The organism is Peribacillus sp. YIM B13472 (assembly GCF_042788005.1).
Lineage (GTDB): Bacteria > Bacillota > Bacilli > Bacillales > DSM-1321 > Peribacillus > Peribacillus simplex_E.
Genome location: NZ_JBHZPG010000016.1, coordinates 41918 through 68915, shown reverse-complemented (window position 1 = coordinate 68915; position 26998 = coordinate 41918). Strand labels below are relative to the sequence as shown.

Sequence of the window (26998 nt, the reverse complement as noted above, 5' to 3'; positions counted from 1 at the left end):
ACGATTTGTATGGTAGAGTTGTTTTTGAAATTTCATCTGAAGAGGTGTTAAAAGGCCTGCTATTTTATAAAAGCAAGCAGGAGTCGGAAATTGAATCGATCAAAGGTAAAATACATAAATATGAGCAAAAACGAAGAGCTGAGGAAGCTTGGTATCAATCCCTATCACCATTTAAACGTTTTTTTACAGGGCGTGTCCCAAGTCATCACCAGGCCGTTGAGCATTTGGTGAATGTTAAAGATAGATATAAAAAAATTGAGATGATAAAACAGAAGGTTGCTTTTTTAAATCAGGTGATCGGTTTACTCGAATCTGAAACGGAAAAACGGGAAATGAATTTACCATCAGACATCATTAAAGAAATAATGGACTGGCAGAAAGCGGAGGGAACACCAAGATGACTCTAGAAACGTTAAACGCTGGATTGGATACGGTTTGGGTGGTTCTGACAGCAGCCATGATTCTATTAATGGAGGGCGGGTTTGCTTTATTGGAGGCAGGGTTCGTCCGTACGAAGAATAATGTGAATATCATCATGAAGGTTTTTGCTGATATTACGATCGGAACGCTTTGCTATTTCGTAGTTGGTTTTGGCTTAATGTATGGAACGGATGCATTTGGAACAATTGGGGCAAGTGGTTTTCTGCTGAAAGGCGATTTGTCGCACATCGACCTTACGATTTCCATGGATGCATTTTGGTTATTTCAAGGCGCATTCGTCATCGCCGTTATTTCGATAGTTTCTGGAGCGGTTGCAGAAAGGATTAATTTTCGGGCGTATCTTATTTTTGTCGTAATGATGACGGCATTCATCTATCCGATTGCCGGTCACTGGGTATGGGGTGGTGGCTGGTTAAGCGGGTTGGGCATGCAGGACTTCGCAGGGTCTGCGGTCATTCATGCACTAGGCGGTTTTTCTGCACTTGCGGCTGCCATTGTAATCGGTCCGAGAGCAGGTAAATTCACTTCACGGGGGACTAGCTCCATTTCGCTGCCGAGTAATCTCCCACTGGCATCTGTCGGGGCATTCCTTTTATGGTTTGGCTGGTTTGGGTTTAATGCAGGAAGTACCTTGCAGGCTACAGATGTACGCATTGGCCATATTGCCATTGTCACGATGCTCTCAGCTGCATCAGGGGGAGCGGTGACCTTGCTTTATACACTATTTAGATATGGACGCTCGGATGCACCTTCCGTCATCAATGGCTCACTTGCAGGACTTGTCGGGATTACAGCTGGATGTGCATTCGTTAGTGATCTGGCAGCGTTACTGATTGGCGGAGTTTCTGGAATGTTGATGTTAGCTGCGACAAATTGGTTGGAAGCCCGAAAAATCGATGATCCGGTTGGTGCCTTTCCTGTTCATGCAGCATCAGGAATGTGGGGTACGATAGCGGTAGGGCTTTTTTCAACTGAAAACGGATTGTTTGCAGGTGGGGGATGGCATTTGCTCGGAGTTCAGACGTTAGGATTATTGGTGTTATGCATCTGGGGCTTTTCAGTGACATGGCTCGTTTTTAAAGTTATAAATGTTTGGCTGCCTATAAGGTCCACTGAAGAAGAAGAAGAACTTGGGTTGGATATCAGTTATCATGGCATCATGGCCACACATACCTCGCCGGAGTTCATCAAGGTAGAGGACTACTATAAGCAGGATGAAGAATTGACAAGGTAATGTCTATAATACAATGGTAGAATCAAATAAGAGGTGAATTTTAAATGGGTGCATGCAATCTTAATCATTCGCAACAAGATGTCAGGCTGAAATTTGAGAGTCAAAAGGGATTTTTACCAACCGAATTGAGTCAAACATTAGATCGATATCTTGAAAAAGGGAATTCGCAGGAAACATTGAATGAACTTTTTCATCTATTGAAGAAGTATGACTTGTCTACCCAGGAGGAACAGGAATCTAGGAACGGAAAGTTGAAACGAATAATGTTGTAAATGATAAAACGGGAGTGCAAGTATGACTCCCGGTCTTTTTTGTTTTTTTTCATTATGGAATCTTCTGTGAAATATTTTTGGGATTCCGCGGGAATGTGACTGACTCCTATTTTCTTTTTATTCAGCGCATCAGTAATTGTAACTACTTAATTGATTAATCATTTTAAGTAACGCGGACAAGGGTTTAGTGGAGCTTTAAAGATTTAATCAATCGTTTGATTAGTCTTCAATAAAAAGCATGGGGAAATTAAAAAGCAGGAGCCCATATGGAGCTCCTGCTTTTTCTTTAAAAACCATCATCTGTTGCGGTGAAGGGGATGTTAAGGTTTCGTTCAACGGCACGAAGTCTTTGATTTAGTCGATTCAGCCTATTCGTATGACGTTGATCATTTTGACTCAGTCTGGTTATTTCCTGGTTTACACGGTTCACTTCTCGATTTATCCTTGTAATTTCTTGGTTCAGCCGAGTGAGTTCCCTCGATTGACGCTCGTTTTGACGCTCAAGTTCCCGGACTCTTCTTTCAAGTTGTTGAGGCTGCCTTTCAACATCGAATTGGTCGGGCACCTGGCCATATGGATTTTCTTGTACCTGCTGAAGGTTCCAATCTTGCTGCGGCATGTAATCAAATCGTTCAGGCTGTTGGAAATATGGGTTATAATTAGACTGAAAGTACTGGTGATTTCCATTTTGTTGTGGAAAAGGGTAAAATCCGTATGAATTCATGGTCAACTCTCCTTTTTTTAATCAGGATGGATACGTTATAACTTATGTAAGTTCCGGTGAAGTGACTAGGCGTTAGCCCATGCGAGTGGGGAGAAGAGTTAATTTACGGAAAAAATTTCAATAAATTTGCAGAAACCATCCGGTTCCTATATCGTTTAGGATAGGAGAAATTCTTTTAATCCATCTTGAAACCAATCCGTGGGATAATCCGTATATATAGAAAAGAGTGTAAGTCAGGAGTGTAATGATTATGAATCGATTTCTTGCTGATTTTGTTCCGATATTGATTGCATTTCCAATGGTTTTGCCGGTTTGGATGATTAGCTATTTTGCCTTGAATCAACCGTTTGCCCTATCCGTTGTCATATCTTTAGCAGGAGGGGTGCTTGCATACTGTTTAAGTTCCGTATATTTTTCATCAAGATACCTCAAAAAACATGAATTGACGAGAAAAGAATATCAATATATAAAGAAAAATTTAATTGAAGCAAAATCGAAGATATGGCGGGTTCAAAAAGCACTAATCTCGGTCAGGCATATCTCTTCTTTTAAACAGAGGAAAGATATGATTAAAATGATCAGGAAAATATATAGTCTGACAAAAAAAGAACCTAAGCGGTTTTACCAGGCGGAACAATTTTATTACTCGCATCTGGATTCCGCCATGGAGCTTGCCGAGAAATATGTTTTTTTAGCACAGCAGCCAAAAAAGAATAGGGAACTCGAACTCTCCTTAACAGAGACTCGCAAAACTTTAAAGGAACTCACTAATACGATAGAAAAGGATTTATATAAAGTGATTGCTGATGATATCGATAACCTTAACTTCGAATTGGATGTTGCTAAGCAATCCATTAAAACTAGAAAAGAGTCACAAGTAATTGATGAAAGCAGGAGGTTAAAATGAATAACAATGATCCAAACCTGTTGAATAAAACGAATAATGCCAGTTTGATCGATGATCTTTTAGCCAATCCATTTGATGGGGTGCAGGAGCTGGAGAAAGTATCTTCAAAGGAAGCGAAACCGGTTAAACTGATTGATGTCATTCCTGAAGAGAACAGGGCAAAGGCATATCAGCTTGCCGAACAAATCGACCCAACGAATCATCAGGCGATGATATCCTATGGTACACCCGCCCAAACAAAGCTCCTGACCTTTTCTAATTCCATGCTTGAGCATGTCCAGAAAAAAGATGTGGGTGAAGTGGGCAACATTATCAGTGATTTAATGAAAAAGTTAAACGAGCTGAGCCCGGATGAGCTAAAACCGGATAAGCCCTCTTTCTTTGCGCGTATGTTCGGGAAGCTCTCGGGATCTGTACAGGAAGTGCTATCCAAATATCAAAAAACTGGTGCCCAAATTGATCGAATCAGTGTGAAACTCGATCGGAGTAAGAATATCCTGCTATCGGATATCGTAATCCTTGAAAAGCTATATGAAACGAATAAGGATTACTTCCAGGCATTGAATGTCTATATTGCAGCAGGGGAAATTAAACTCGAAGAAATCCATGGAAAAACGATTCCGGAGCTAAGGAAGTCCGCTGAATCAAGCAATGATCAAATGAAGTTTCAGGAAGTCAATGATATGCTGCAATTTGCTGAACGGTTGGATAAAAGGCTTCATGATTTGAAATTGAGTCGCGAAATCACGATTCAAAGCGCACCGCAAATCAGGCTGATCCAAAACACGAATCAGGCACTAGTCGAGAAAATACAATCTTCGATCATGACAGCCATTCCCCTTTGGAAAAATCAGGTTGCGATTGCATTGACCTTAATCAGGCAAAGGCATGCTGTAGAAGCACAAAAGCAAGTTTCCAAGACTACAAATGACTTGTTACTGAAGAACTCTGAGATGCTGAAAACGAATACCATTGAAACGGCAAAAGAAAATGAGCGCGGACTTGTCGATATCGAAACATTAAAGAATACTCAAGCTAACTTGATTTCCACGCTTGAGGAAACCATGCGGATTCAAGAAGAAGGAAGGCATAAACGCCGACAAGCCGAACAGGAATTGGCTTCAATGGAAAATGAACTGAAACAGAAACTATTAGAGATAAAGGGATAAGGGGAGATAACATGGAAACTATCGAGGCTATAAAAACGAGAAGAAGCATTGGAATCGTCAAGCAAGATCCGGTACCTAAGGAAATGATCGAGCAAATCATTGAAGCTGGAACTTATGCACCTAATCACCATCGAACGGAGCCTTGGCGCTTTTTTGTATTGACAGGAGAAGGAAGAAATAAACTTGGAGAGGTATTCGAAGAAATCACAAAAATTGAAAATGCTGATGATACCCCTGAAAGTTTAATCAGCAAGCTTGAAAGGCAAAAAAAGAATCCATTAAGGGCTCCAGTCATCATCGCAGTTGGCATAGAGCCTAGTGATAAGAATAATGTCCTCGTGGCAGAAGAATATGCGGCAGTGAACAGTGCCATTCAAAATATGCTTCTTGCAGCACATTCCCTAGGCCTGGGAGCAGTATGGAGAACGGGAAAAATAACTTATCATGAAAAGGTCCGTGAATTTTTCAATTTATCTTCAAAAGGAGAAGTATTGGCTTTCATATACTTGGGTTATCCTGATATGGAGCCGAAACCTGCTAAGAAAACACCGATTGATGAATTGACCACATGGATCGGATGAAGGGTTGAGGGGCAGCTGCATCGGTGTATACACACTGATGCAGCTTTTTTTTTTGCCTTCAATAAGGCTTCCTAAAATCTGATTTTAATGAAAGGGATTTGGATTCGTCAGGCTTCGTTTCAAGTGACGATTGATGAATTAGGTTGTACAATACATAGGAAGAATAAATTTTGATGAATTAGGATGTGTCTATAGATGAGAACGATTGATCCATTTGAGATACTTGATGGAAAAGCGATAAAATATTTGGATGTTTTTGGCGTGGAGGATGGAATTGCTTTAAAGAGTAAGTATGAAGATAAAACGTATTGGATATATGATTATTATTGCATGCACCAGACTTGTGATTGCCAGGAAGTATACCTTGAATTCGTTGAGGAGCTTAAAGGCAATAAACAGGCAGGACAGCATTTTGGAGTGAGGGTTTCTTTCGGGGATAATCAATTTGTCCTGGAGGATTATAATATTTCCAAGCAAAAGGCGATGGATATTGCGGAAGATACGTTAAAATACAGTAAAGATGTAATGGAGTTATTTAAACAGCGGTATCAGCAAATGAAGGAAAAAGGCACGCAAATCATCATGGAAAGTGCAAAGGCAGCTAAAATGCCGCATGTTCATACAGAACCGGTCATTGGCAGAAACGAACCATGCCCATGCGGAAGCGGGAAAAAATACAAAAAATGCTGCGGCGCAGCTTAACATCTCATGGAAGCTGACTCGATTCTGGGTCGCTTCTTTTTTATTTGGGGAAAAATTGAGTAATGAATAAAAAAGTATGGTATTTTTCGAACATTTGTTCTATAATAAGAGTACCAGATAATAACATAAAAAGAAATAAAAAGTAGTCATTTAGACGGAATTTTCCGAAAACTTCTTTTTTATTTTCATAAATCTGGTATATATAAGAGAGAAGAGTTTTTTGATCTCATCTCTTTCAACGGTAGACCGCAACCAGACGGGATGAATATCCCCACACTGATGGCAGTTTAACTTATTGAACGAAGGAAGGGGTAATCAAATGACAAGAGAAAAAAGATTAATACCTTACAAAGTTCTTGAAGTAATGGAAACGGTGAAAGAGAAGATTCCTGAGGGTGTCGAGCTTGTGAAAGCCCCGGCAATTTGGGAGAAAAGCAATTATGGTGAGGGAGTGGTAATTGCCGTCATCGATACAGGCATTGACAAGGGACATCCAGACCTCAAAGAAAGAATCATTGGTGGGAAGGATTTTACCAATACCGGCGATTATCAAGATGATAATGGACATGGGACACATGTTAGCGGTACGATTGTGGCTGCGGTCAATAATGCTGGTGTAGTGGGAGTGGCTCCGAAAGCGAGCATATTAGCGTTAAAGGCGCTAAATGGTCAAGGGCAAGGTGATATAGATTGGATTAATGGAGCTCTAGAGTATGCAATCAATTGGCGGGGACCTAATGAAGAAAAGGTTTCGGTTATTTCACTTTCACTTGGCGGTCCTCCGGATGAGGCTGAACACAAACTCATTCAAAAAGCCCTTCAGAACGATATCCTTGTTGTTTGCGCAGCTGGAAATAGCGGTGATGGGCGTCATGAAACGGATGAATTGGATTATCCAGGAGCATATCCCGAGGTAGTGGAAGTCGGAGCTGTGGATTTAAGCAGAAATTTAGCGGATTTTTCGAATACAAATGATGAAATTGACTTGGTGGCGCCAGGTGTCGATATTCTTTCTACGTATCCAGGAAATAAATATGCCAGGTTGAGCGGAACGTCCATGGCTACGCCTCATGTAAGCGGTGCAGCAGCCCTCTTGAAAGTGAGTGCTGAAAAGGAATTTGACCGCAATTTAACTGAAGCGGAATTATATGCACAGCTGGTGAAAAGTACGGAAGATCTGGGAATAAGCAAAAAAGCACAGGGAAATGGATTGCTTAACTTAACGATAGCGGACCAAAGAGCTGAAAAATCGATTAAGATTACTATAGAATCAGAAAACCTTAAGTTACCGAGTAAATCGGTGGTCATGGAATATTAGAAGAGAAAAAAGGTGCCTCAAGAATTTTTGGGGCACCTTCCATAATGATTATTTTTTAGTTTTCCTTAGAGCTGCAAAAAGCGCTACAATGGACAGAATTAGTGAAATGACCGCCAGAGTGATGATCAGCGCTTGATTGCCGTCACCGTCTGTTGCTGCTGACTCCTTTGAATTGTCAGTTGCCGTGGAATCATTAGTATCAGCCTCATCTTTGTGACCATGGTCAGCAGGTTCTGCATCAGCCTTGGGCGCAACCGTAATCTCCGTTACAGAATGCGGTAGGTCTGAGCCTTCATCACCGCTCCATTCAACAATTTCACCATCTTCGTAATATTGAAATGCATCCCAGGCAACTTTCGTTTCTTCTTTAGGATTTTGTGCTACGAAAGAGAATTGCTGGAACTGTCCAGCAGCTATTCCTTCATCAGTTGCTGCCCAAGTTACCGTTTTTACATGCCCACCTTTGTCACCTTCTGTTGTTACTTTCCACCCCGGTACAGGCTGATAGCTTTCAAAAGTAACCCCTTCAGGTACTTTTAAAGTCACCTTTGTAGTGGCAGTTTCTTTTTCTACTGGTACTTTGAGTGTATAAGTTTCCCACGCTTCAGGTGCAGATGAACTAGGCTTGACTGTAACGTGAGCATATGCTGAACCGGAAAAAATGAATAATGCGGCAAATGTGAAAATAAGTAGCTTTGAAATATTTTTCATTAGTATAAATCCCTCCTGTTATGAATTCCCTATGAAAATTAAAAAATCAGCATTAATTGAATCCAGGCTTTCAGTTAATCCGTGAACATGGATATTCCACTTTCCTGGCATGGTTAATAAAGACTTTGATGTAAATGTACCTGTGTTTTTCTCCTTCATTTGCAGTTTTATTTCACCGCGTGGCGTATCTAATGGCTGCATAGTGATTGTAAGCTGCTCTATATCAGCAAGGGGTTTGCCTTCATTGGAGAGATTTACTTGAATCACGTTATCCCCGACTTCATTGGGAGTCACCATTAATGTAACCTCATTATTTTCTTCAGTCCGTAACGTCTTTTCAATGGGCCCGGGAGAAGACATGGCAGTTTGGACATTTGTCAATAGAGCTGCAATGAGAAGTATGACGATTCCTAAACCAAACTCCATTCCCACACTATAACCAAGTTTTTTCGTTTGCTTTTTCCCTCTGAGAAAATGAAAGCCTCCTAAAACGATCATGACTAACATGAGACCGATTTTCGCCAGTAACAATTGTCCATATGTTGTGTTGAACAATGAATGGACAGTCGGAACATGCTGTAAACTGCTGTATATCCCGCTAACAATCAGTATGATTACAAACAGAAATGCCCATCTGGAAAACCTTTGAATGATCGACCAGTAAAATGTTTTCTTATCTTCTTGGACTGCCTGCCGATCAGCAAGCCCAGGTAAAATCACCAATAAGGCCATAAGGCCGCCGAGCCATAAAGCCATGGACAACAAATGAAGGAAATCCATCAAAACGGCAAGACCCTGATTAGGAACAGCTGCTGTATGTCCAGTTAAAGCCTTACAAATCATCAAGCTTGCTATTATGATGAAAGAAAGGAAAGGCAACGATTTATTCAGGGAGTTCTCAAGCATGAAATAAATCACTAAAAATAGAAGCAGCAATATTAGAACTTCAATGATCCAGACCGTTCCAAAGTTTGTAGCATTCAATACTTCTTTTATATAACTCAATTTAAATGCATCTGTCCAACCTACGCCAGCGTCAATCGTAACTTTTAAAGGCAGATTGAAGAAGATGGAAAATGCTAAACCTGCATATGAAAGCCAAAGGTATAGACGTGTTCTTCTGCTTGCTTCAAAAAGTCCAGAATCCTTCATTAACGATAATCTGAAAAAAAGGATTCCAGTAAGTGCAGCGAAGCATATGTATTGAAGACTTTGAAGGATCACATTGATGGAATTCGGAAAACTTGCATTCACTTCGGGTTTTTCGTGGTCTGAAAGGCCCGCTGAATCTCCGAATTGAAAGGGAATTGTTCCTTCAATGGGATGCCCATCACTTGAAACCACTCTCCATTTAATGTAATAAATCCCTTCGTCGATAGTGCCCTTCCACTTAGCTTCCAGTATTTTTTCACTTTGTTCCGAGATTGTACTGTCTTGAATTTGAATTTTGTCTCCGCCTTGGCTGAATACCTCAAGCGAATGGAAGGATGGTTGAATATTCTCGCTGAATTGAATGCTGATCTTTTCAGGAAGGGTATCCATCGCTTCATTCGGGCTAGGATTAGAGCTTATTACCGTAGCATGACCAAAAGCCATTGCCGGGTATAAAAGCAAACTGAATAGGCTGACTACCAGCCATAAATATTTTTTCATCTTGGTGTGCCATCATCCTTTCATCAGATCATGTAAGCTCATTATAAAAGGAAAATGTGAAAAAACAGTGAAAATAAATTAGTTATCTAAAGGCAGTTTGAAAGGTTCGCTAGAAAAGTGATAACAATAAGTTTAGATTTGCCTTCCTACCTCCATTATAGCCATAAATATTGGTTAGGAATTCCGCTTTGCAAAACATTAATAGGCATCCTGTTGTTATAAACTCCAATAAGAAATAATTAAGGTTCCTTTGATAACCTGAACCTATCATGTTTGCAGGAATTATAGGAGGGATAGGCTTTGCTAAAGAAGGGATTTAAAGAAAAAAGTGTGAAGGTGATCTTGGTTGGTTCCCTTTGGGGGATGGGAACATCCACTTATATGCCAGCGGCAGGGGCTGCGGAAGGTACTTCCGTCATTCAGGAAGAGGAACAAACGGTAAATAATCTTTCAAGTCTGGAAATAGAGGGTATTGCACTGGATCGGGAATTTTCAGAAGATTTACACGACTATAGTTCGGCAGTGGGGAATGATGTGGAAAAGATCAACTTACTTGCAGCAAGTCCTAACGAGAATGCAGCCATATACGTGAATGGTGTCAAAATGACAGAGGGGAAGGTGAAGGACTTACCGCTTCAAACTGGCATGAATACATTTGAAATCACCGTCAGCGATGGGCAAAATGAAACGGTTACCTATTCTCTCAAAGTTGAAAAACTTGAAAGTGATGATAATCTTTTAACATCGATTGGATTATCAAAAGGCTCATTAACATTCGATTCTAAAGTGACAGCTTATAATGCTTCTGTTGAAAATGAAGTCCAGTCCATTACGGTAACTCCGACATTGAGTGACAGTACCGCAATTGTAAAGGTGAATGGAAAGGATGCAACCAGTGCAGGTGTAAAGGTTACCCTTCCAATCGGTAAGACAACGGTGAAGATTATCGTTACAGCAGAAAATGGAGATAAAAAAACCTATACGCTTACGATTACACGGGCAGCAGTCAAGGAAAAAGAAGAATCGAAAACTGCACTGCACCAGTATTGAACATTCTGACTGTATCATCAGGAGAATGGAACAAATCTTTTGAATCTAATGAGCATACCTATCATATCGAGGTCGATAATGATATTTCTTCAGTCGAAATGAATGCAACGACAAATGCCAGCGGAGCAACGATTGAATATGACGGTGAGAGCAGTAAAAAAGTGAAGATCAAGGATAAAGCGAAAACGGCCATTTCCGTTACCGTTTCAAAGGATGGGGAGCGCCGTACTTACGTCCTAGTTTTCGAAAAGGATATGGATGTGGAAATGGATGAGGAAGAAACCGTGGATGGTGTCAAAGCAAAAGAGGTAGGAGTTGAGGCAGCGCATATGAGTACAGCCGGCAATTCGGAGAGCGATGCATCCAATAATAATGGAGGCCAGGTTAATCGCAAACAACCTGTTGAGACTGTGTCATTCTTTGGGAATATAAAGGATTTCTTCACCTCCCTGATTAAATAGGGAGGTGAAGAAATCCTGCAAAAAAAGGACAAGGTTTAGGCTTGTCCCCGGATTTATATTTTTATGGGCAAAATGATTTGGACCTCGGTTCCATGGTTTAGTTCGCTGTTAAAGCGGACCTTTCCCCGATGCGCCTCAATGATTCGGCAACTGACTGTCAGTCCTAATCCAGTTCCTTTTTCTTTAGAAGAATAGAAAGGCTCACCAAGATGCTTTATCCGTTTTTTTTCAATTCCGCTTCCATTATCTTTGATGGTAATGGAAAGGTTATTGTCGATGCGTTCGAAATCAATCCAAATGTGATCGGCGGCTGCCTCCATTGAATTCTTGAGCATGTTTATGAATACTTGTTTTAATTGGTTTCCCTCACATAATAGAAGCGGTATTTCGTTTTTAACAGATATTGATATTTGGGTGGGGTACGAGTCCGCCTCTGGTTTCAACAAGGTTTTGACATCATTCATCAGGTCGATGATTTGATGTTTGCTGAATGGAAGTTCCTGTGGTTTTGCCAGGACGAGTAACTCGCTTACAATAAGATTGATCCGGTCCAATTCACTTAACATGATCGTGTAGTAATGTTCATAGGGATGGTCGCTCTTTTTAAGAAGCTGGACGAAACCTTTTAAAGAAGTCAGAGGGTTTCGTACCTCATGGGCCACACTAGCGGCAAGTTCGCCGACTATCGATAATTTTTCAGTTCTTCTTAAGCGTGCTTCGGTTTCCCGAATTTGAGTGACTTCTTTAGCATAAGTAATGATTCCGACTAAATCCTCTCCAACCATCATCGGGACAAACGAACAAGAAAGTAAGATGGACTTTCCGTACTTCGTCAGGAATTCTATATCTTTCCCTTTTTTTATCCCCTTTTGGTTTTCCATGACATATTGGCAAGATGTACGGATCAATTCCGCGTCTTCTGCTGAGAAGTTCAAATTTATGAATGAGGCTCCATGTATTTCTTCCTGTTGAAAGCCTGTTACCGTTTCAAACCTTGGATTTACGGTCGTGATCATTCCGTTTAAATCAAGCATCAGCATCGGATAAGGGTTGTGTTCAAACAATGATTTATAGCGTTGTTCACTATCGAATAATTGATTCTCCGCGACTACTCTTTCAGAAATATCCCTGCCGATGACGACTAAGCCTTTTCGAGAACCATCCTCATTGAACAGGGGAACTTTGATGGTATCAAAGGTCTTGTGATTGCCATCGGGAAGAGGGACGATTTCCTCACACCTTGTGATTTCCCCTTTTACCCACGTTTCTTCATCGGAAACTTCACAGTAGATCAACGACTCTTTATAAAATTCGGAGTATTCTGCGAGTTCGCTGTCTCTTTTTCCCTTATAGTCTACATGCTCCAATTGAAATAATTGCAGGCCGAAGGTATTGGATTCAAGCCATCGGCCATCACCATCTTTGAAGTTAACGAAATCCACCATTGAATTGATGAGTGTACGCCGACGTTGTTCCGCTTCTTTTAATTGCTTGAATTCTTCCCTTTTAGCTAAATAAAGATATAAAACCAAACCTATTGATAAAAGGAAAACAAATCCTTCCGCTCTTTGAAGTTGAATGAAGACCTCTTTGTTTTGGATATTTGTAGTTAAAAAATAGTCGAACACGACTAGTGTAAGAATCCCGGATAGGATATATATTGCTAAGATGGAGCGTTTGGACATGGAGATTCTCCCTGATTTTAAGACATTTCTAAGGTAAAATTACATACACATTTTAACAAACTATCGGAAAAAAATATATGCAGAATTCTAAATAAAAAAACAGGGGCCAATGTGTTCACCTGTTTTTTCTGACGAAGGTTAGTTTCTTTTTCTTTTTTGCACGCTTATAGATAATGAAAAATAGTAAGAAGAGGAGTGCGAGTGCTGCTAGCGTATATTGGTTCATTTCAACAGATAGCAGTCCATATGGAATGAGCGAAAGGAAGAAAAAGTATATAAGGTTGCCAAGTGCCGTCGCTAATAAAAAATCCTTGAAAGTGACGGTGCTGACTCCAGCTACCAAGTTAATTAAGCTTGTTGGGATCAGAGGGAAAATCCTGCCTGTAAAAACGTACATGAAGCCATGCTCCACAACAGATTCTTGCCACTTTTCGCCAATCCTCTTTAAGAGAAGCTCCTGAAACCAGTTTCTTGCTGCATAAAAAATGAAACCTGAGGCAACAACACTTGTAAACCAACTCCATAGATATCCATATATGAATCCGAATATCGTGACATTGATAGTCAGGAGCAAAATTAAGGGAATGATTGTAAAAGAGTTTTGTACAAACATCAAAACGAATGTCACAATAAATGTAAGCAAAAGGTTTTCCTTCAAGATGCCAATAACAGAATCCAAATCACTTTTCCAAACCAAAGTGAATAACTCTGCATTAGAAAAAATAAATATTGCAATTACCAATAGACCGATTATGGTCAGGACTTTTTTCAAAGGGCCACCACCATTCTTACTAGTAGTTTATCATTTTCGAGTTCATTGGTGAAAAAAAAGAGCTGCCGCATCATGCAGACAGCTCTTTTCCATTATAGTGGGTTCGCGACGCGAAGTTTCCATTAAAGCCACTTTTCAAACTGAATTCTTTTGTTCATTCCATAAATGATTGGCGCTCCAATCAAGAGGACAACGAATTCACCGACAGCAGTGGTCATCCAGCTTAACCAGAATGGGAAGCCCAGGGCAAGGTTCAGTTCGATTGCAATTAAAAACATTGTGAACGTGAAAAAGATAATCGTTGCGATCATCCGTCCTTTAATGCCTTTTATGAACCGAGAAACAAAAATGACAAGCAATAAGGCGAGCAGAGATTGCCCCACCCCGAAAATCAAGTCATATGGCACCATCGGCGAAAAGAGCAGATTCGATATGAAGACTCCGCCGACGATACCGTAGATATACTTTTTATTGAATACAATCAGATGATTCAATATTTCCGGTACACGAAATTGGAACATCTGAAATGATATTGGTTGGAACACCAATGAGACCGCCACATACAAGGCAGCCAATAACCCGCTTATCACGAGTGTACGAACATTCATTTTACTCTCTCCCTAGTTTTTTATCGTGGGATGGTTACGAACCACGTTTAGGCGTTTGCCCGATGTTTAATAGTATCCCATGTAAGCTTGTTTCGTCAATTTGTAAAGAATGGTTTTAATTTATGAGTTTTCAAGCAGGGGAAGTAGCTCAATTGGATTTTGATTTATTGCAATGAAGGATGATATTATTTCAATATATACTTCAAAGGAGTGAATATAGTATGTCGATCGAGAGTGTCAAAAGCCATTTTAAACAATGGGATCGGGAAGGCGATGTAATGGAGTTCGAAACATCGAGTGCTACGGTGATTGAAGCAGCGGAAACCATCGGTGTTATCCCAGCGCGGATTGCTAAGACTCTTTCCTTTAAGGGGGAAGGTGAAAAAGCCATTTTGGTTGTTGCTGCAGGGGACGCGAAAGTGGATAATAAGAAATTTCGTCAGACGTTCGGTTTCAAGGCACGAATGCTTTCACCTGAAGAAGTGCTTGCACAGACTGGCCATGCCATCGGAGGAGTTTGCCCGTTTGGTCTGGCAAATGCTCTAGCTGTTTTTCTTGATGTATCGATGAAACGCTTTGAGTCATTGTTCCCGGCATGCGGCAGTGCGAACTCTGCAATAGAACTTAAACTCGCTGAGTTGTTTGAATATTCAGGCGCGAAGAATTGGGTGGATGTTTGCAAAGGTTGGGAAGAGAAGGGGAATGAGGAAACGGCGGTAGGCAATGCAGTTGATGGCCTTTGATGGTTTCAAAAATTCACATGAATGGAATTGAGTCCGCTATGGTGGACTTTATTTTAGTGGCGGCCGCATACATTTTCTATGATTTAAGCGGAAAATCGGGCAGAAAGTGTTCCTGAGCGGAGGTTGAAAGATGTTAAATGAAAGCAAAAGAAAAAGCAATAACAGCTATCTTAGTCTTAAAACTCTTTATGAAGAGAATATAACGGTTAAGAGCATTGCCCAGGAGCTTGAGTTTTGCCATAAAAACGATCTGGCGGTGGATATTCAGAAAGCATTGGAAAAAAAGAATTTTGATATATTGGCAGTGCAAGATCAGGGGGAAATCATCGGGTATATCGAAAGGGAAGAACTCGGTGAAGGAAGCATCTCTGAATAATAGAAGTGATTCGATCTCAAGGGATAATAGACGTTCCTTTTCCCGGAAGTCCGGTAACCGTTTAACTTCCACCTGAATCGGCTGCTTTTCTTTCAAGGCCGATGAGAATTCCTGAAAAGGGTGTAACAGGTTTTTGGGATCCATTTCAAGATCGCAGTGACCATTAGGGCAGATGTGAAGCAAGGCAGGTTCTTCCTCATACAATATGACAAAATGACTGTCATCGAAGGTAATGAGCTGCTTAAGTTTTTCAATAACATTTCGGAGAATCTCTTGGATGTCGATGTCCATATTCATATTTTTTGTGATGTCATTCATGATTTCAAGCTGCATATTCTTCTTCTTCAGCTGATCCACGGTTTTCTTAAGTTCCGTGTAATACGTTTTTTTTGAAGATTTAACGCCTGTCATTAAATCTATCAATTCATGTTTGTTCATGCTTTTCACCTCTTATAGGGCTGTAAGAAGCAGCTGATTAATCTGTTCTAATGACATATCACGGGGGTTTGTGATCATGCAGGCATCCTCAAGAGCGGTCATCCCTATGGGATCTATCATTTCTTTCGTAATGCCGACATCACTTAAACTCTTGGGAGCCCCTATATCCCGGGATAATTCCCTTACGAAGTGAATGGCAGCCATTCCTGCTTGCTGCTCCGTCAATGCCCGTGTATCGATGCCCATGATGTCTGCAATCTCGCTGAATCGTCTTGGTGAGGCAATTCGATTGAAATCCATGACATGGGGAAGGAGTATCGCATTGATTTCACCATGCGGAAGGAGGTACTTGCCGCCTATGGCATGTGAAATGGCATGGGCAGCTCCCAAAATGGCATTGGAAAAAGCCAGTCCAGCCTGCAGGCTCGCCATCGCCATCGCCTTTTTTGCTTCCTCATTATGCCTGGATGCAACAGAGGGGCGTAAGTGGCGGGAAACGATGGAAAGCGCGTTTTTAGCTTGTACATCGGTCAAAGGTGTCGCAGCGATTGAAACATAGGATTCAATGGCGTGGGTTAACACATCCATTCCGGTAGCTGCGGTCAAATCCGGTCCCAAGGTGGTTAAGGTGGCAGGATCGACTATTGCAATATCGGGGACGAGTGATTTTGAAATGATCGTCATTTTTTTCTCGCGGAATGAATCGACGATCACCGAAAACTGGGATACTTCCGAACCCGATCCTGCAGTGGTCATGATCATCACCATGGGAGGGAGGGGAGAGTGGACTTTATCAACACCTTCATAATCACTGATGATGCCGCCATTCGTTACTAAAAGGGCTACCCCTTTGGCAACATCCAAAGCACTGCCTCCGCCCAAACCGATGATGGCATCACATTCTTGTTCTTTAAATGTCAAACAGCCGGCTTCGATCTCCCTGTCCTTCGGATTGGTCGTCATTTCAATGAAGGTAGCAAAAGCAAGGCCTGCATCTTGGCAGCATTCAATGACTTTATCCAACCAGCCAGCATTGGCCACCCCGGAGTCGCTTACGATAAGCGCCTTTTTGGCACCCAGCCGCAAGCAGGCCTCGCCAGCTTGTTCAATCGAACCTTTACCGAAAATCACTTCCGGCATCACAAATTTAGTTATCGACATCTTTGCGCCTTCTCCCTGTAAAAATTCAATATCTTCTGTATTATTTTCCCGAAAAAGTGCGAAAATCCTGTTTGGATTACAGGTATTTTTATATAATATGACAAAATACCGAATGGAGAAGGACTTTTGATACAGGTCAAATCACCTGATGATTTCTTGTATTTGTAAATTCGGTACTTTAGACATACATGAATAGGGATAAACCTACCTAGTTAGTAATTTCTATATATTGTAAAATAATGGTAGAAACTATTAAACTGGGAGGCAATCTATGAAAAAACAATTTCTGTCGTTAACATTAATCACAGCATTGACACTCGGGACAGCCGGGACAACCACCCCTTTAGCAGCGCCGCATTCATCGCCGGTGCTATCTGAGCCATCCACGGACAAGCAAGTCATTAAAAGAATCGATGCCGATAAAATCTACAAGAATATTGAATACCTCTCACAAACACCTCGGGTGGCCGGTACGGATTCTGAGTATAAAGCCGTCCAATTCATCAAAAGGCAATTCCAATCTTATGGCTATAAAGCCGATATCGAAGAGTTCAATTTTTTATCTTATACAGACCCAAATCTGGTCGAGCTGTCCGTTGCTGGATTCGATGGGGAAATCCAAGCGAACCATTTAACCTATTCAGTTAATGGGGACCTATCCGGTGACGTTGTATATGCCGGTTTAGGAACGAAAGAAGAGCTTGAGGAAACCGATGTTGCAGGGAAGATTGCCCTTATACAAAGAGGGAACCTCACTTTTGCAGAGAAAGTATTGAATGCAGCGGAAAAAGGGGCAACGGGAGTCATCCTATTCAATAATGCAGATGGGGAAATAAACGGGACACTCGGAGAGGATAATGACAGGTTTATTCCATCCGTCACGATCACCAAAAAGGATGGAGAAGCCCTTTTGGAAAAATTGAATGATGGAGTCAAATTGACAGCATCATTAAAAATTGAAGGAGCCCATTCAGGAGAAAAAACCTCTTATAATGTAGTGGCAACGAAAAAAGCAACAAAGAACAATAAAGCAAAAAAGAGCGATATCATTTATATTACTGGACATCATGATTCCGTCGCAGGGGCACCCGGAGCGAATGATGATGCATCTGGAACATCCGTCACCCTTGAACTTGCCCGTGTTCTGAAGAATCTTCCTACAGATACGGAAATTCGCTTCGTCACCTTTGGGGCAGAGGAAAATGGATTGTTGGGTTCGCAGCATTATGTGAGCAATCTCCCTGATGATGATATCAAGCGGACCATTGCAAACTTCAATCTCGACATGGTGGGAAGCAGGGATGCCGGAGATTTGGTCATTTTGACTAATGATGGAGAAACGAACCTTGTAACCGAGCTGGCCCAGGCATCAAGTACAAGACTGAATGGTGAGCCGACTCCATATGGACAAGGCGGGAGAAGTGACCATGTATCCTTTGCTGAGGCTGGGATACCCGCTGCTTTATTCATCCACAGTCCATCAGAACCTTGGTATCATACTCCTGATGATACCATTGATAAAATCTCAAAAGAAAAGCTTCAAGATGTTGCTGAAATTGTCGGCACAGCTGTCTATGACCAAGCAAAAATCGAAGCTAAAAAACCTGATTTCAATCATAAAAAAGGGAAAAAGGTGAAAGTTCCTCATTTATTTGGCGAAAAGGAATTCAAATAATGCAGTAAATATTCAGAGGGTGCAGCCTGCACCCTTTCTTTATGTTTAAAAATGGAAATACAGGGGTAAAAAGTCTAATCGGGAATTGGAGCGTGCGGGCTGAATTTCCTAATTCTGTAGCATAAATAGCTTATTTATCCCTATTTAACTCTAAGACTATAATCCTTATAATAAAAATTATGAAAAATATGACAGTCTACATAATGAGAATAGTATGTTTGAGGTGATTTTTTAGGTGTATGCAAATTCATTGAGTGAAATTCACTCTGCCCTCTCTAGTAAAACTTCTGATGTCAATGAAAAAATCAATCGTTTGGAGCAGGCAAAAAGACAAATCAAAGAAGAACAGAATGCTTGTCTTGGGGAAATAGCTAAAATTAAAAATCCGGACTTGGCAAAAAGCTGGACGGGAAACCGTGCAGAAGACTTTCAAGATGCCCGCAGTGATGCATACAAGGCAATGTCAACGATCATTCATGATGATTATGATGACTATCAAGAGAAAATCGACGGTAAAATCATGATGCTTAATATAGAGAAAAAGGCTCTGAGTGCAGCAGGTACGATAGCACATGAAGCGGATGTTCTTTTAGGCAAAGGAGAAGCCGTCATAGATCAATTGGAAAGCAAAATATCATATTTAAAAGGGTGGTTGTTTTAATGACGACAATCAAACTGAATCATCCTGCCGTAACGAAGCAAGTCGATCAAGTGAAGACGGCACTTGGTACAGTCACGCTTGGAAATTTGCCGGCAGGCGAGCTTGGCAACAATAAATTGGAATTCACATCGAAATGGATCGATCGCGAAACGAACCTGGAGAAGGTCTTTGAGCAATATATCAAAATCGTCCAGAAAAATGTGGAAGATACCCGTGCCAACATCGACTTATTAAAAGAACAGGATGAAGCCATCGCCCATACGTCTTCACATGGGTATCAGCGATGAAGATATATGAAGCCGAGACATTGACGGCCGCAACCAAGTCGCGCGCCAAGCAATATGAAGAACTAAAGAAGGAAGTCACAGCCCTGAAAAAGGAATTTCAGGGCATCGTCGGCCTGGATAACGAGTTCCAGGGAGCCGGTGCTACAGCCATCAAAAGCTTCTATGAAGCGCAAATCGAGGTGGTGGACGCCTGGATGGAACTATTCACGACCCAGATCAGTTTTTTGGAAGGCATACCGGCCAGTCTGGAAGAGGCGGATCTCTCCGGAAATACGGTGGTCGAGGTCCCCTTTTTAGATGGCGAAGTCTCAAACGGCATCAACCAATCAAAGTCGCTTGTCGATGAGCAAGCGAACGATCTTCAAAGGATCCTGAACAGCATTGACGATATCCTGCCTCTTGATATGTTCGACCAAAAGGACTTTAATGAAAAAATCACGCTGGCCGGGCACAGGCTGGATGACACCGTGACAAAGGTCGAGAATGTCGACCGGCAATTGGTCGAGGAATATGATGTGTCCATCGGGCAGGAAAACGTGGCCGTTGGCCTCTTCCGTGCCTTGCTTGATGCCACCAAACAGGACGGCAACATTTCGCCGATGACATTCAACCAATCGGCATTCAAGAGCAGTGACGTCTATCAAGTGAAGGATGAAGTCGCCGGTCAGATGAAAGACTATCAAACCTTCAAAAAGGAACAAGCAGAAGCCCGGAAAATCGAACAGGAAATGGAAGAACTCGAAAACCGCCCATGGTACGAAAAGGCCTGGGATACGACAAAAACCTTTACAGGGGAATTCACGGGATATTATGATTCTATCAGGGCCTCGACCGGAGTCGATCCAGTAACGGGCCGCAAGCTGTCCGATGCCGAACGAATCGCCGCCGGCGCCATGGCCGCCGCTGGATTCATCCCCGTCGTCGGATGGGCCGGACGGGCCATCAAAGGCGGCAGCGCCCTATACAAAACGGCCAAAGGGCTCAACGCAGCGAATCATGCGCTCGATGCCTATAAAACGACAAAAGGCTTTAGCCTCCTCCAGAAAACCGAATACGGGATATACGGGCTCCTCGCAGCCAACGGCCTCGGCGAAGCAGCCGCAGGCAAAGACATGTTCGGCAACCAGCTAACCGAGGAACAGCGCCAGAACGGCCTGTTGATGGCACTCGGAATCGGCGGTGTGGCAGGTGCGGCGAAGTATGTGGATCATTTACAGGTTAAGAATGCACTCTATCAAACTACTGACTTATTAAAGGAAAATAAAGTAGTAAGAAAATATGCTAAGGAAATAGCGAAACATCCAAATCCTAAACCTGTTGAAGACGTATTAAAGTATGTAATTAAGAAACAAAATTCTATAGGAACTAAGGTAATGCTCGATGGAGAAGTTGTTGAAAAAGTTTTAAAGGAAGTTAAGCCGAATATCACGATAAGAGAACTGGAAAATTTAAAATGGAGTGTAATAGAGGAAGCTACTTTTAAAAATAAGACCATTCTTCAACCTTCACAGAGAGCAAGGTTATGGCAAGGTTCTCATCCTTACTTTGGTATAGATACATATGAGGATATTATTTTGAAAAAAGGCACAATCTTATTCGCTGGATATCCAAGACCAACTGGTTATTGTTTTACAAAAGAGGTTTTAGACAGTGTAGACGGAGATTCAAAAAAATTATTTCAAGGTGTTCAAGTTAATCCTAGAGAATTTGATGATGGAACGGGAGATTATAAATTTCAGGTCATTAAATTCGAATTAATGGATGATTTACCATCAGCTAGAGGTATGACAGATGCGAATCCTCAATTAGGATCAGGCGGTTTAGAGCAAATATTCACACCGGATTTTGAAGATTTACTTAGGGAAGGAAAAGTAAATCCTGTACTGGACGATGTAACTAAACAAAAATTAAGAGGAAGTGGAATAGAATTTAATCCAACATTGTTACAACAAAAAGATGAAAGTGGTAAGTACATATACGAAACTATCAGTAAGACTTTTGTAGAGATAGCAGAGGATCCAAATGTTATCAAATTGAAAAACTTTAAATTAACTAAAGCTGAAATGGATGAAATTAATGAAGCGATAGAAAATGCTGATTTATTTGAAATGGGGATTCGTTAATGAATAATTTGAATAATGGAACATTGACAATAGAAGGAATTGAAGTTAACCAAGATACAAAATTAGATTTTTTTGAGAAGTCATTAGCAACAAATCCTAATTTTGAGGTTAGGAAGAGGCAGCCTGATAAAGCAACAGTTGGTTCCTTAAGGCCCATACAGTTGGGAAGTAAAAGATTTTCTGTTAGAATTTCTTTTGAGAATAATATAATAAAGGGAATACGTTTAAAGGTTAGTGATTCATCCATTAACCAATGGGACTATGAAGAAAAATTATCTCAGCATGGAGAATGGCTTACAGAGCAAATTGGTTATCCTGAGGGAATATTGTCTGAAAATGTATTTGAATGGGGTAAGATAACCCAATGGTATGATCCACGGTCCAGTGATGCAGGAATCAGCATACTATATTTCCAAAGGTAAAATGACACGAAGTGAATATGAAAATAAGATAAAAGAGTTAGGAATAGATTTACAAGAACGTAATATCGTTATTGGAAGAAAAACTAATGTATCGTTATCAACAGGTTGTTACTTTGAAGATGGAAATTGGATATTGTATGATGTGGATGAAAGACAAGATTTTTCAATTATAGAAAAGGGTAATGAGGATCGAATTTTCAAATTTTTATATATGATAACGATGGGGAAATAGGAAAGTAGAATTATAGGTGGTAATCATATTTATTTGAATACCAGACTACTCATCCAAAAGCACCAAAACCATTGCATGCCTTGGTAATATAGTTAAGATTATCGAAAAAGAAATCCGTATTTCACTAGATTAAAATGAAACCTTGATTGGCTAAAGCCATTCGAGGTTTTTTGATGAAATTGACAGTATAATTTTTGTATGAAAACTATGATAGTAAGCAGGTAGTTTGGGAATACGAAATGGAAATCCCTAAACGGATAAGTATGGAACAAATATCCCTCGCAGGAGGACCAACCCTTCGCCAAGTTGTGATGGAAAAGCAGACAATTAAGGAAGCCTATCAGAAATTTACGGTGAAGGATAGCAAAGTAGAGGGTGTTTCAGGGGAGAGTATTTTTAAGGGTACGGATAATCTTAAGTTTAAGAATGTTGGGAGTATTTTAATAGTATCAATAATATTGGAAAACGAGATGATTTAACAGAAGCTTGTAAAGATTCACGAAGCATATGCCGCATTAGAAGTAAAAGGTGATGTTACTGTTGTAAAAGGCACAAAATTCCTTCGTCCAGAAGGGTTTGGTCGAAATGGTAGAATGATTGTGGATTGGCCAGATAAAATGGGGTTTGTAGAAGAATCAATCCAGCCAATTGATAGAAATAGTCCGTTACCAGAAAGATGGGATAGAGTAGGTGGAAAAGGTGGAGAGAATTTCACCACTTTACCTCATAATGGTATTCCATACACATATGATCAACGGGCAATACCGTATATAGAAAACCCTGCTGCAAGGCACGTTGGGCATTTTAATAATGAATCTTATTTTGAATCTATTGATGCAGTCAAAAGTGGAAATCTTGAAGAGTTAAATCGAATTGTAGTGGCCAATGGAAGAACAGCAATTTCTGATTCAGAATTTGCTGATTTTAAGGCTTATTATGACGATTTCCAAGATAGAGTACAAATATTTATTGGAAATACAGATACTACTTACGGAGTGAAAGGTACTGCTGCTTCCTGGACTAGTAGCTCTACAGGTGAGAAGTTAATGAATGGTGGAGCAGAACAAATTGTAACGCCATTAAATGGTGAGATGCTAGAGATTATAGGAATTATACCTAAATACTAGGAGGGCTAGACGTGACAAAACAAGAGTTCTTAAATAGATATGAAGCTGAAAAACTAAATATTGGTGAATATATTATGGTACTAGATACTATAACGGATGAGTCGCTAGTAATAGGATGTGCACATGATCAAGGAGTGTGGAAAGTTTATAAAACAAGAGAGAGAGGAGGTCACTATATAATTAAAGAAATTGCTAGTGAAAATGAAGCATTTGATTTTCTTTATGAGTTAATATTAAGTAGACATAACAGAATTAATAATTAAAATTTGCATTAAATGGGAAAGTGTAAAAACACCACTTATTATTCAATTTATATTTGCATACAGGAATGACCGAACTTGTAGCAAAACATGTACAGATTACATTAGCTGGTTATATAAAAGTAAAAAGCTCATGGTGGTTGAACCATCATGGAGTATTGTGTGCAATGATAGAAAACCATAAAATTCTGAAATCTCCTTTGAAGAATATAGTAAAATAATGAATTCTTTTAAATGAAAATGAGGTTTTTAATTTGAATGGATTAACAGGTGATATTTTAGTGAAAGGAAACATACTTAATGGCAATACAAATAAACAGGATTTTTGTATAAAATTTCAAAATGAACTACTATCAAGCGATATATCGAATAATATGTTTGTTTTTAAGGACGCAATTATGTTAGATGGAATTTATTTTTGGATTGTAGTTAACTTTCAGAATGGTAAAGTTTCTCGTATTGAACTCGACAATGCTGATGAAAATTTGAAAAATACTTACAATAATTGGTCTAATTATAAAGCTAAAAAAAAGAAAGAGATACATGATAAATGGGTAGAAGAGATATTAGGAAAACCAGATATTAAAAAAGGAGACTCATTAATTTATAATAGAACTTGGGGAGAAGTCACTTCATTTGAAGATAAGAAAAGTGGACAAGTAGAGATCTGGATCAGTTATAAAAAATGACACAGAAAACCAAATCTAGCTATAATAAAATGAAACCTTGAGTGGCTAAAGCCACTCGAGGTTTTTTTATAAAAAAACTTAAAGTAATTTTGTAGTATAGGTGTTAGTTTTAATAAAAACAAAAGTGATACTTTAATCAATGAGCAAGGATTACTGAAGGCTGACGAAATAGTACTTAAATAAAAAGTAGGTGTAAAGAATGACAGGCAGAAGAATGGTAGACAGATGGGAAGACGATAGTGAAAATTTTTTGAGATTTAATCTAAAACAAAGAATGTTACCAAGTCTGTATGGCGGTATTATTGGAGACATGCTTGGTGTCCCGGTTGAATTTAAAAAAAGAGGGACTTTCACTATTAATGATATAACGGGATATGGAACCTATAATCAGCCGCCAGGCACTTGGTCGGATGATACTTCACTAACTTTATGTTTAATTGAAAACTTAATTGAAAAAGGCGATTCATCGGAGCTAATGCAAAAATTCGTTCAGTATATGGAATCTGGTTATTGGACCCCGCATCATGAAATGTTCGATATTGGCAGAACGACCAGTGAAGCCATAACCAAGTTTAAAAGTGGAACGCCAGCAAAAGAATGTGGCGGAGATGCAATGTTTGATAATGGGAATGGGGCGTTGATGAGGGTCGCTCCAGTGGCATTTATCCTTTTTAATAGCTTTAATTTCATTGAAAAAACCCAAACCATTAAAAAATATACGGAAGTTACCCATGCACATCCGCGTTCTGTGGTAGGTTCCATTATTTATGTCGAGTTTTTACTTAGACTTTATTATAATAATTCTCCTGAAGTTTCAAAAAGGGAAATAAAAGAACTTTTTGATGAGAATTTTGATATAGATCATATATACCAAAAAGAGCTGCAATCCTATTCAAGAATTTTTGAGGAAGATTTCTTTTCATTACCACAAGAAGAAATTCAGTCAGATGGTTATGTGGTTCATACGTTAGAAGCAGCCATTTGGTGCTTAGGAAATTCAGATTCATTTAGCGAAGCCGTTTTAAAAGCAGTGAATCTAGGGGATGATACGGATACAGTAGGTGCCATTACAGGAACAATGGCAGGTATGTACTATAAAATGGACGACATTCCTAAAGAATGGCTTGAGAAAATCACAAGAAAAGAAGATATCGATGAATTAATCAAGCAATTCCATAGTTTTTGTGCAGATAAAGCAATTAAAGAAGAGTATGGGGATTGATGTAAATCCCTCATATGAACATAAAAAAACCCCTATAAAAGTCCTTTATAGGGGTTTTTTATGTCCAGAGTCCAGTTTATGCTATGTTAAACGGGAAGCGAAGCAGTTTGAATTTAGGTGATGGAGAATTAAATAATGGAGTGAGTGGAAAAATGATTAGAAAAGGTGAGTATACGATCTATAATGGGAAAGAGTATAGATTCATAGAATCGGATACAGTGGGAGCTATTGAATTAATAACCAATGATAAAAAAGATATGGGCAATGGCTTTACTTATTATAAAAATAATATTTACACGAAAATAGTACGCGTAAATGAAGTTAAAGAATTATATTCTATTAATCCCTATGCTGTATATAAGGGAGAACTGTTTCCAGCATCAGAAGAAAGAACAACTGGTAAAGTATTGTTGGTTACAACAAACACTGAACTTGCTAAACAGATGGGTTTTGAACGTACAGATAAATATATGTACTCCAAATCTGTGGAATGGGATGAAGTGGAGATAATCGAGAAGAGGAAGCCCTATTCAATAGATTAAATTTTCTCGTTTGAAATGCGATTTATTTTATTGCACTATATTGGAGGTTAAAATGGATTGTAAGAAAAAGCAGTTAATCGATCAAATAAAAGTTGTAATAAATAATCTTGAAAATGATTATTATAAAGAAATTACTAGCGGCGTTTTACAACTTATATATATAAGATATAAGAATGCATTGAAAGCATTGGAGAATAATAAAGATATAAGAGAATTAAATATAATTGGTGGCATAAGGGCATATATGGATAGTTATAGTGACTATCAAAATCCATTATTAGAAGAATTACATAAAGCTGAAAAATTACATGAAGAAAAATTATTGAATACTTGATAAAGTTTGAAAATGGAGGAACCTATGATAAGAAAAGGAAAGTATGCAATACATAATGGTAGCGAGTATAGTTTTAGTCTGGAAGATAAGTCTATAAGGTTAATAAGTAATAAACATGCTGATCTATCTCAAGGTTTCAAACATTTAGATGAAAATATCTATATAAAAAATGTTTCTGTAGAAGAGGTAGATTTATTTAAGATAAATTCAAAGGCAGTATATAAGGGAGAGGTGTTTCCAGCATCTGAAGAAAGAAGGACTGGAAAAGTATTGTTGGATACAACAAACACTGAACTTGCTAAAAAGATGGGGTTTGAACGAACAGATAAATATATGTACTCAAAATCAGTGGAATGGGATGAAGTGGAGATAATCGAGGAGAGGAAACCCTATACATTAGATTAATTTCCTCGTTAAA

Annotated in this window: 32 protein-coding genes, 1 pseudogene and 1 riboswitch; of the genes and pseudogenes, 25 read left to right on the top strand and 8 right to left on the bottom strand. The window is 39.7% G+C overall.

Annotated features, from left to right (window positions below; genetic code table 11):
- Window positions 1-5: 5 nt before the first annotated feature.
- The 3 genes from ACFX4I_RS14135 to ACFX4I_RS14125 are packed head-to-tail and all read left to right on the top strand — an operon-like array spanning window position 6 to window position 1947.
- A complete protein-coding gene (locus tag ACFX4I_RS14135; RefSeq protein ID WP_377421349.1) occupies window positions 6-401 on the top strand; it encodes a hypothetical protein in 396 nt (131 codons plus the stop codon).
- Window positions 398-1675: an ammonium transporter gene (locus ACFX4I_RS14130; protein ID WP_230301298.1), complete on the top strand. Its 1278-nt coding sequence runs from the start codon at window positions 398-400 to the stop codon at window positions 1673-1675. The genes ACFX4I_RS14135 and ACFX4I_RS14130 overlap by 4 nt, the downstream gene beginning before the upstream one ends.
- 44 nt (window positions 1676-1719) lie before the next feature.
- A complete protein-coding gene (locus ACFX4I_RS14125; RefSeq protein ID WP_230301297.1) occupies window positions 1720-1947 on the top strand; it encodes a group-specific protein in 228 nt (75 codons plus the stop codon).
- A 286-nt stretch (window positions 1948-2233) separates the two neighbouring features.
- Here ACFX4I_RS14125 and ACFX4I_RS14120 read toward each other — a convergent pair whose 3' ends face one another.
- Window positions 2234-2566: a coiled-coil domain-containing protein gene (locus ACFX4I_RS14120; protein WP_214788295.1), complete on the bottom strand. Its 333-nt coding sequence runs from the start codon at window positions 2564-2566 to the stop codon at window positions 2234-2236.
- 355 nt (window positions 2567-2921) lie between these two features.
- On the opposite strand from ACFX4I_RS14120, the gene ACFX4I_RS14115 reads away from it, so the two are divergent.
- The 5 genes and pseudogenes from ACFX4I_RS14115 (at window position 2922) to ACFX4I_RS14095 (ending at window position 7348) form a co-directional block, all read left to right on the top strand.
- Entirely contained in the window at window positions 2922-3578 is a 657-nt protein-coding gene (locus ACFX4I_RS14115; protein ID WP_214788135.1) for a 5-bromo-4-chloroindolyl phosphate hydrolysis family protein, read from the top strand.
- Window positions 3575-4747 (top strand): toxic anion resistance protein, encoded by a 1173-nt coding sequence (locus ACFX4I_RS14110; RefSeq protein WP_377421346.1) that lies wholly within the window; start codon window positions 3575-3577, stop codon window positions 4745-4747. Before ACFX4I_RS14115 ends, ACFX4I_RS14110 begins: the two co-directional genes overlap by 4 nt.
- An 11-nt stretch (window positions 4748-4758) precedes the next feature.
- Complete coding sequence (locus ACFX4I_RS14105; protein ID WP_230301295.1) at window positions 4759-5328, top strand: nitroreductase family protein; 570 nt, start codon at window positions 4759-4761, stop codon at window positions 5326-5328.
- Window positions 5329-5952: 624 nt separating this feature from the next.
- A pseudogene (locus ACFX4I_RS26405) lies at window positions 5953-6030 on the top strand (SEC-C metal-binding domain-containing protein); the annotation flags it as partial.
- 319 nt (window positions 6031-6349) lie between these two features.
- On the top strand, window positions 6350-7348 hold the full coding sequence (locus ACFX4I_RS14095) for a S8 family peptidase (protein ID WP_230301293.1): 999 nt from the start codon (window positions 6350-6352) through the stop codon (window positions 7346-7348).
- Window positions 7349-7396: 48 nt separating this feature from the next.
- Here the strand turns inward: ACFX4I_RS14095 and ACFX4I_RS14090 are convergent, their stop codons facing one another.
- Both ACFX4I_RS14090 and ACFX4I_RS14085 read right to left on the bottom strand, forming a co-directional pair.
- The gene (locus ACFX4I_RS14090; RefSeq protein ID WP_377421343.1) at window positions 7397-8059 is read right to left on the bottom strand and encodes a YcnI family copper-binding membrane protein; all 663 of its coding nucleotides are present in this window, start codon (window positions 8057-8059) and stop codon (window positions 7397-7399) included.
- Between the two features lie 18 nt (window positions 8060-8077).
- Complete coding sequence (locus tag ACFX4I_RS14085; RefSeq protein WP_377421341.1) at window positions 8078-9712, bottom strand: copper resistance CopC/CopD family protein; 1635 nt, start codon at window positions 9710-9712, stop codon at window positions 8078-8080.
- Between the two features lie 300 nt (window positions 9713-10012).
- Between ACFX4I_RS14085 and ACFX4I_RS14080 the strand changes: the two genes are divergently transcribed.
- Together ACFX4I_RS14080 and ACFX4I_RS14075 are read left to right on the top strand one after the other, a co-directional pair.
- On the top strand, window positions 10013-10762 hold the full coding sequence (locus ACFX4I_RS14080) for a cadherin-like beta sandwich domain-containing protein (protein ID WP_377421339.1): 750 nt from the start codon (window positions 10013-10015) through the stop codon (window positions 10760-10762).
- Window positions 10759-11223, top strand: coding sequence for a cadherin-like beta sandwich domain-containing protein (locus ACFX4I_RS14075; RefSeq protein ID WP_377421337.1), 465 nt, complete (start codon window positions 10759-10761; stop codon window positions 11221-11223). The genes ACFX4I_RS14080 and ACFX4I_RS14075 overlap by 4 nt, the downstream gene beginning before the upstream one ends.
- A 53-nt stretch (window positions 11224-11276) precedes the next feature.
- Here the strand turns inward: ACFX4I_RS14075 and ACFX4I_RS14070 are convergent, their stop codons facing one another.
- From ACFX4I_RS14070 to ACFX4I_RS14060, 3 genes are all read right to left on the bottom strand, one after another.
- Window positions 11277-12908, bottom strand: a complete 1632-nt coding sequence (locus tag ACFX4I_RS14070) for a PAS domain S-box protein (protein ID WP_377421335.1) — start codon at window positions 12906-12908, stop codon at window positions 11277-11279.
- Window positions 12909-13023: 115 nt separating this feature from the next.
- Window positions 13024-13680: a TVP38/TMEM64 family protein gene (locus ACFX4I_RS14065; RefSeq protein ID WP_377421333.1), complete on the bottom strand. Its 657-nt coding sequence runs from the start codon at window positions 13678-13680 to the stop codon at window positions 13024-13026.
- A gap of 122 nt (window positions 13681-13802) precedes the next feature.
- Window positions 13803-14288 carry a QueT transporter family protein gene (locus ACFX4I_RS14060; RefSeq protein ID WP_076372803.1) on the bottom strand — a complete coding sequence of 162 codons (486 nt, stop codon included), beginning with the start codon at window positions 14286-14288 and terminating at the stop codon, window positions 13803-13805.
- Window positions 14289-14294: 6 nt separating this feature from the next.
- Window positions 14295-14339: riboswitch (PreQ1 riboswitch) on the bottom strand.
- A 170-nt stretch (window positions 14340-14509) separates the two neighbouring features.
- Between ACFX4I_RS14060 and ACFX4I_RS14055 the strand changes: the two genes are divergently transcribed.
- Window positions 14510-15031: a YbaK/EbsC family protein gene (locus tag ACFX4I_RS14055; RefSeq protein ID WP_377421331.1), complete on the top strand. Its 522-nt coding sequence runs from the start codon at window positions 14510-14512 to the stop codon at window positions 15029-15031.
- A gap of 133 nt (window positions 15032-15164) precedes the next feature.
- Here the strand turns inward: ACFX4I_RS14055 and ACFX4I_RS14050 are convergent, their stop codons facing one another.
- Together ACFX4I_RS14050 and ACFX4I_RS14045 are read right to left on the bottom strand one after the other, a co-directional pair.
- Window positions 15165-15845 (bottom strand): hypothetical protein, encoded by a 681-nt coding sequence (locus tag ACFX4I_RS14050; protein ID WP_377421329.1) that lies wholly within the window; start codon window positions 15843-15845, stop codon window positions 15165-15167.
- A gap of 12 nt (window positions 15846-15857) precedes the next feature.
- Window positions 15858-17006 (bottom strand): iron-containing alcohol dehydrogenase, encoded by a 1149-nt coding sequence (locus ACFX4I_RS14045; RefSeq protein WP_309519383.1) that lies wholly within the window; start codon window positions 17004-17006, stop codon window positions 15858-15860.
- A gap of 271 nt (window positions 17007-17277) precedes the next feature.
- Here ACFX4I_RS14045 and ACFX4I_RS14040 point away from each other — a divergent pair, with 271 nt between their 5' ends.
- The 14 genes from ACFX4I_RS14040 to ACFX4I_RS13975 all read left to right on the top strand — a co-directional run bounded on the left by ACFX4I_RS14040 (window position 17278) and on the right by ACFX4I_RS13975 (window position 26985).
- Window positions 17278-18681, top strand: coding sequence for a M28 family peptidase (locus ACFX4I_RS14040; protein ID WP_377421327.1), 1404 nt, complete (start codon window positions 17278-17280; stop codon window positions 18679-18681).
- A 235-nt stretch (window positions 18682-18916) separates the two neighbouring features.
- Window positions 18917-19342: a YwqH-like family protein gene (locus ACFX4I_RS14035; protein ID WP_063577498.1), complete on the top strand. Its 426-nt coding sequence runs from the start codon at window positions 18917-18919 to the stop codon at window positions 19340-19342.
- Entirely contained in the window at window positions 19342-19629 is a 288-nt protein-coding gene (locus ACFX4I_RS14030; protein WP_034306007.1) for a YwqI/YxiC family protein, read from the top strand. The genes ACFX4I_RS14035 and ACFX4I_RS14030 overlap by 1 nt, the downstream gene beginning before the upstream one ends.
- Window positions 19626-21752 (top strand): ribonuclease YeeF family protein, encoded by a 2127-nt coding sequence (locus tag ACFX4I_RS14025; protein ID WP_377421325.1) that lies wholly within the window; start codon window positions 19626-19628, stop codon window positions 21750-21752. Before ACFX4I_RS14030 ends, ACFX4I_RS14025 begins: the two co-directional genes overlap by 4 nt.
- A complete protein-coding gene (locus tag ACFX4I_RS14020; protein ID WP_230161394.1) occupies window positions 21752-22174 on the top strand; it encodes a hypothetical protein in 423 nt (140 codons plus the stop codon). Before ACFX4I_RS14025 ends, ACFX4I_RS14020 begins: the two co-directional genes overlap by 1 nt.
- The gene (locus tag ACFX4I_RS14015) at window positions 22137-22406 is read left to right on the top strand and encodes a hypothetical protein (protein ID WP_377421380.1); all 270 of its coding nucleotides are present in this window, start codon (window positions 22137-22139) and stop codon (window positions 22404-22406) included. Before ACFX4I_RS14020 ends, ACFX4I_RS14015 begins: the two co-directional genes overlap by 38 nt.
- A gap of 239 nt (window positions 22407-22645) precedes the next feature.
- Window positions 22646-22885, top strand: coding sequence for a hypothetical protein (locus tag ACFX4I_RS14010; RefSeq protein WP_377421323.1), 240 nt, complete (start codon window positions 22646-22648; stop codon window positions 22883-22885).
- 120 nt (window positions 22886-23005) lie between these two features.
- Window positions 23006-23533: a hypothetical protein gene (locus ACFX4I_RS14005; RefSeq protein ID WP_377421322.1), complete on the top strand. Its 528-nt coding sequence runs from the start codon at window positions 23006-23008 to the stop codon at window positions 23531-23533.
- Window positions 23534-23544: 11 nt separating this feature from the next.
- The gene (locus ACFX4I_RS14000; protein WP_053533616.1) at window positions 23545-23796 is read left to right on the top strand and encodes a hypothetical protein; all 252 of its coding nucleotides are present in this window, start codon (window positions 23545-23547) and stop codon (window positions 23794-23796) included.
- Window positions 23797-24047: 251 nt separating this feature from the next.
- The gene (locus tag ACFX4I_RS13995) at window positions 24048-24482 is read left to right on the top strand and encodes a hypothetical protein (protein WP_054398073.1); all 435 of its coding nucleotides are present in this window, start codon (window positions 24048-24050) and stop codon (window positions 24480-24482) included.
- A 199-nt stretch (window positions 24483-24681) separates the two neighbouring features.
- Window positions 24682-25704, top strand: a complete 1023-nt coding sequence (locus tag ACFX4I_RS13990) for an ADP-ribosylglycohydrolase family protein (RefSeq protein ID WP_377421320.1) — start codon at window positions 24682-24684, stop codon at window positions 25702-25704.
- 107 nt (window positions 25705-25811) lie between these two features.
- On the top strand, window positions 25812-26246 hold the full coding sequence (locus ACFX4I_RS13985) for a hypothetical protein (RefSeq protein ID WP_230301277.1): 435 nt from the start codon (window positions 25812-25814) through the stop codon (window positions 26244-26246).
- 52 nt (window positions 26247-26298) lie between these two features.
- Window positions 26299-26580, top strand: coding sequence for a hypothetical protein (locus tag ACFX4I_RS13980; RefSeq protein ID WP_377421318.1), 282 nt, complete (start codon window positions 26299-26301; stop codon window positions 26578-26580).
- Window positions 26581-26604: 24 nt separating this feature from the next.
- Complete coding sequence (locus tag ACFX4I_RS13975) at window positions 26605-26985, top strand: hypothetical protein (RefSeq protein ID WP_377421316.1); 381 nt, start codon at window positions 26605-26607, stop codon at window positions 26983-26985.
- The last annotated feature ends 13 nt before the right edge of the window (window positions 26986-26998 follow it).